The organism is Staphylococcus ureilyticus (assembly GCF_002902235.1).
Classification (GTDB): Bacteria; Bacillota; Bacilli; order Staphylococcales; family Staphylococcaceae; genus Staphylococcus; species Staphylococcus ureilyticus.
In genome coordinates this window covers 1-4,484 of sequence record NZ_PPRL01000099.1, presented here as the reverse complement: position 1 = coordinate 4,484, position 4,484 = coordinate 1, and the positions used below count along the sequence as shown (strand labels likewise).

Annotated in this window: 5 protein-coding genes and 1 riboswitch; all 5 genes read left to right on the top strand. The window is 32.1% G+C overall.

What is annotated here, in order from left to right:
• Positions 1-331 precede the first annotated feature (331 nt).
• Positions 332-429, top strand: a riboswitch (TPP riboswitch).
• 79 nt (positions 430-508) lie between these two features.
• The 5 genes from tenA to yidC all read left to right on the top strand — a co-directional run bounded on the left by tenA (position 509) and on the right by yidC (position 4,381).
• Complete coding sequence (gene tenA / locus CD150_RS10115; RefSeq protein ID WP_103161556.1) at positions 509-1,198, top strand: thiaminase II; 690 nt, start codon at positions 509-511, stop codon at positions 1,196-1,198.
• Entirely contained in the window at positions 1,191-2,012 is an 822-nt protein-coding gene (gene thiD, locus CD150_RS10110; protein WP_073346075.1) for a bifunctional hydroxymethylpyrimidine kinase/phosphomethylpyrimidine kinase, read from the top strand. Before tenA ends, thiD begins: the two co-directional genes overlap by 8 nt.
• The gene (thiM, locus tag CD150_RS10105; RefSeq protein WP_164987276.1) at positions 2,005-2,784 is read left to right on the top strand and encodes a hydroxyethylthiazole kinase; all 780 of its coding nucleotides are present in this window, start codon (positions 2,005-2,007) and stop codon (positions 2,782-2,784) included. The genes thiD and thiM overlap by 8 nt, the downstream gene beginning before the upstream one ends.
• Positions 2,785-2,786: 2 nt before the next feature.
• Positions 2,787-3,425 carry a thiamine phosphate synthase gene (thiE, locus tag CD150_RS10100; RefSeq protein WP_073346072.1) on the top strand — a complete coding sequence of 213 codons (639 nt, stop codon included), beginning with the start codon at positions 2,787-2,789 and terminating at the stop codon, positions 3,423-3,425.
• An 86-nt stretch (positions 3,426-3,511) separates the two neighbouring features.
• Entirely contained in the window at positions 3,512-4,381 is an 870-nt protein-coding gene (yidC, locus tag CD150_RS10095; protein WP_046207772.1) for a membrane protein insertase YidC, read from the top strand.
• The last annotated feature ends 103 nt before the right edge of the window (positions 4,382-4,484 follow it).

Genomic DNA, 4,484 nt, shown 5'->3' with positions numbered 1-4,484 from the left:
GGCCCTTCACAATGGGTTACAGCATAATATAACAAAATACAATAAAGTTTATTTTTGGAAAAGCTGAGACAATTAAATTGTCTCAGCTTTTTATTGTTATATTAAGTTAGTGGTAATTATGCATGAACGATAGCCAAAGTCCTGCATATTTTTTCTTATAAATAATATGCATCTAGAGTATATAAAGCTATTCATATGTACATTTAACTTAGTTTATAACTGTTGGGAGTACAATCATATTAAAGGTTTTTGTATTACTAGAATGTTTATATAAACCATTTTATTGCAATAGTTGATGTACTTTGATATGTTTTATATAAATACATAATAAAGAAACTACTAGGGGAGCCTTATGGCTGAGATGAGAAATTCAGACCCTTATAACCTGATTTGGTTAAGACCAACGTAGGAAAGTAGCATTCATTAATATTTGGGAAATTGCTCTAATATATATTAATAAACTACATTCCTACGTGGGATGTAGTTTTTTTAATTAGGAGGGCTAAATTTGTTATTTTCACAGGAATTAAAAAAAGCTTCACAACCAATTATTAAGGATATCTATAATGATCCATTTATCCAAGAAATGTTGCATGGTACGATTTCTGAAGAGGCTTTGAAATTTTATTTGAGAGCAGATGCTTCTTATTTAAAAGAATTTGCAAATATATATGCATTGTTAATACCAAAAATGAGTAGATTGGAAGAGGTTCAATTTTTAGTAGAACAAATTCAATTTATAGTTGATGGTGAAGTAGAGGCACACGAAATCTTAGCAACATATGTACAACAAAACTATAGTGAAATTGTTCAAGAAAAAGTTTGGCCACCAAGTGGAGATCATTATATCAAACATATGTATTTCAATGCCTATTCAAAAGAAAATGCTGCATATACAATTGCAGCAATGGCACCTTGTCCATATGTGTATCAAGTGATTGCTAAAGAAGCGTTGAAAGACAGTGAATTAAATAAAGACTCAATTTTATCAAAATGGTTTGAATTTTATAGTACGGAAATGGATGAATTGGTAAATATTTTTGATGAACTAATGGACCGATTAACACAAAATCTTGCAGTTGAAGAAAAAGAAGCAATAAAATCTTGTTTCTTGCAAAGTACGATACATGAACGAAATTTCTTTAATATGGCATATATACAAGAAAATTGGTTATACGGAGGTCAAAATAATGAATAAACCTAAGATTGCGTTAACGATTGCTGGAACAGATCCTAGCGGTGGTGCAGGTGTCATGGCAGATTTAAAATCATTCCATGCATGTGGTGTATATGGTATGGCTGCAATAACAAGCATTGTGGCTCAAAATACTAAAGGCGTACAACATATTCATAATCTAGATTCACATTGGTTAGAAGAGCAAATGGAAAGTGTATTTTCAGATGAACTACCACATGCTTTGAAAACTGGGATGATTGCATCTAAAGAAATGATGGAGATTATTCAAATGTATTTGAAAAAATACGACAATATTCCATATGTTATCGATCCAGTTATGTTAGCAAAAAGTGGTGATTCTTTGATGGATGATGATGCTAAAGCAAACTTACAAAATATTTTATTGCCTTACGCTACAATAGCGACGCCCAACTTACCAGAAGCTGAAGAAATTACAGGTATTACAATTAATGACCAACAGTCGATTTATCAAGCTGGCAATATATTTATCAATGAAATTGGTAGCAAGGGTGTAGTTATAAAAGGGGGACATTCAAGTGATAAAAATACAGCTATAGACTATTTATTTACACAAGATGATGTGTTTACCTTTGAAGAACCTAGATATGATACAAAACATACACATGGTACAGGATGTACTTTTTCAGCTGTTATTACTGCAGAGTTAGCAAAAGGTAAATCGATGTTCGATGCAGTTCAAAAAGCGAAGAAATTTATTTCACTTAGTATTAAACATACACCAGAAATTGGTTTAGGTAGAGGTCCGGTAAACCATTTTGCATATATGAAGGAAGTTGGTTTAGATGATGAATAATTTAGAAAAATTAAGGGCGGATCAACCGCTTGTCATTTGTTATACAAATGATGTAGTTAAAAATTTTACTGCAAATGGTTTGTTAAGTCTTGGTGCTAGTCCAGCAATGAGTGAGGCGCCTGAAGAAGCACATGATATGCTGACAGCTGCAAACGCTTTGTTAATAAATATTGGTACGTTAACAAAAGAAAGAGAACAAGATATTTTAAAAATCGCCAAAACAGCGAATCATCTTGGCAAACCGATTATATTTGATCCTGTTGCTGTAGGTGCTTCACAATACCGCAAAGATTTTTGCAAAAAGTTTCTCAATGAAATAAAAGTTACTGTTATTAAAGGAAATGCTTCTGAAATTTTAACGTTAATTAATAGCGATACTAAAATGAAGGGAACTGACAGCGATAGTAGTTTAGATTCAGTATCAATTGCAAAAGAAGCACGCAAACACTTTAATACGTCGATTGTCATAACTGGCAAAGAGGATATTATTGCTCAGAATGAACACATATTTAAACTATCTAACGGATCTCCATTGTTGGCAAGAATAACTGGTGCTGGTTGCTTATTAGGAGCAATAGTAGCAAGTTTTGTTGACTCAGAAACCCCATCTATAAATGCGTTAATAGAAGCGGTCTCTCTCTATAATATCGCTGCAGAAAAAGCTGAACAAATCTCAGCAGGACCTGGTAGTTTTAAAGTAGAGTTGTTAAATGCATTGTATAATATGACCTTTGAAACTTATATACAATATCAAAATAAGCAAGAGGTGTAACTATGTTTAACAAAGCGTATTTAAAGCTATATTTTATTTGTGGTACACAAGATATACCAAAACAAACATCAATTATAGATGTTGTGACTGAAGCTTTAGAATCAGGAATTACAATGTTCCAATTTCGAGAAAAAGGGGATGGTTCATTAACTGGAAATGCCAAAATTGAACTTGCACAAAAATTATTATCTTTATGTAAAAGTTATCATGTTCCTTTTATTGTTAATGATGATGTAGACTTAGCAAAAGCAATAGATGCTGATGGAATACATGTAGGACAAAATGATGCCAATATTGATGCATTCGCCAGTACATTTAGTGATAAAATAATAGGTCTTAGTGTAAGTGATTTAGAAGAATATCAAGTTTCGGACTTAACCAATGTTGATTATATCGGTGTTGGACCGATGTATCATACGGGCTCAAAATCAGATGCTAAAGCTCCAGTGGGCCCAGGAATGATTCAAACATTAAGAACTAAAGTTCAAGATTTTCCAATCGTTGCAATTGGAGGAATTAATACAAAAAATGCTCAAATTATTATGAATCATGGTGCAGATGGATTATCAATTATTTCAGCAATCTCGAAAAGTTCAAATATCCAAGAAACTGTACAACAATTTTTACAAACTGTTGAATAATGCGGAAAATTTCTTTTTTTGTTTTCTACTTTCCTTTGAGTATGATAAAATAAATTTTATGTGAATATATCATTAGAGGTGGAAAAATGAAAAAGAAAGCGCTACTACCTTTATTATTAGGTGTAATGGTCCTTTTAGCAGGCTGTGACTACTCTAAACCTGAAAATAGAGATGGATTTTTCTTTAATACGTTTGTAGAACCAATGGACAAGTTAATTCATTGGTTGGGAACAAGTTTCAACAATGATTATGGTTTAGCAATAGTAGTACTTGTATTGGCAATACGTGTTGTATTATTGCCTTTCATGTTATCAAACTATAAAAATAGTCATATGATGCGAGAAAAAATGAAGGTTGCAAAACCGGATATTGATGCAGTTCAAGAAAAAGTTAAGCGTTCTAGAACGCAAGAAGAAAAAATGGCTGCAAACCAAGAAATGATGGAAGTATATAAAAAATACGATATGAATCCAATGAAGAGCATGTTAGGTTGTTTACCAATCTTAATTCAAATGCCAATCATTATGGGCTTATTCTTCGTATTAAAATACCCGTCAAGTGGTGGATTTACGGAACACCCAAATTTCCTTTGGTTTAACTTGTCTCAACCTGATATTTGGATTACAGTTATCGCTGGTATTTTATACTTCTTACAAGCTTTTGTATCAAGTAAGAGTATGCCAAATGAACAACGTCAAATGGGTTATATGATGATGATTATTTCTCCAATTATGATTGTTTGGATTTCTTTAAGTTCTGCGTCAGCATTAGGTCTTTATTGGTCAGTCAGTGCGGCATTTTTGATTGTACAAACTCAAGTTGCCAACATGTATTATTCTAATCTTGCTAAAAAAGAAGTTGCTCCAATGATTGAAGCAATGAAGAATAATAATTCTGAAAAAGCTAGCAAAGGTAAAAACACGCAAGTAGCACCTAAGAAATCTAAAAAGAAATAATGCATTACATCATTAATTTAAATGATAGACCTGGTACATAATATATAGCAGGTATAAAGTTTAGAAGCACTTGAGATGATTATCTCAAGTGCTTCTATTTTTT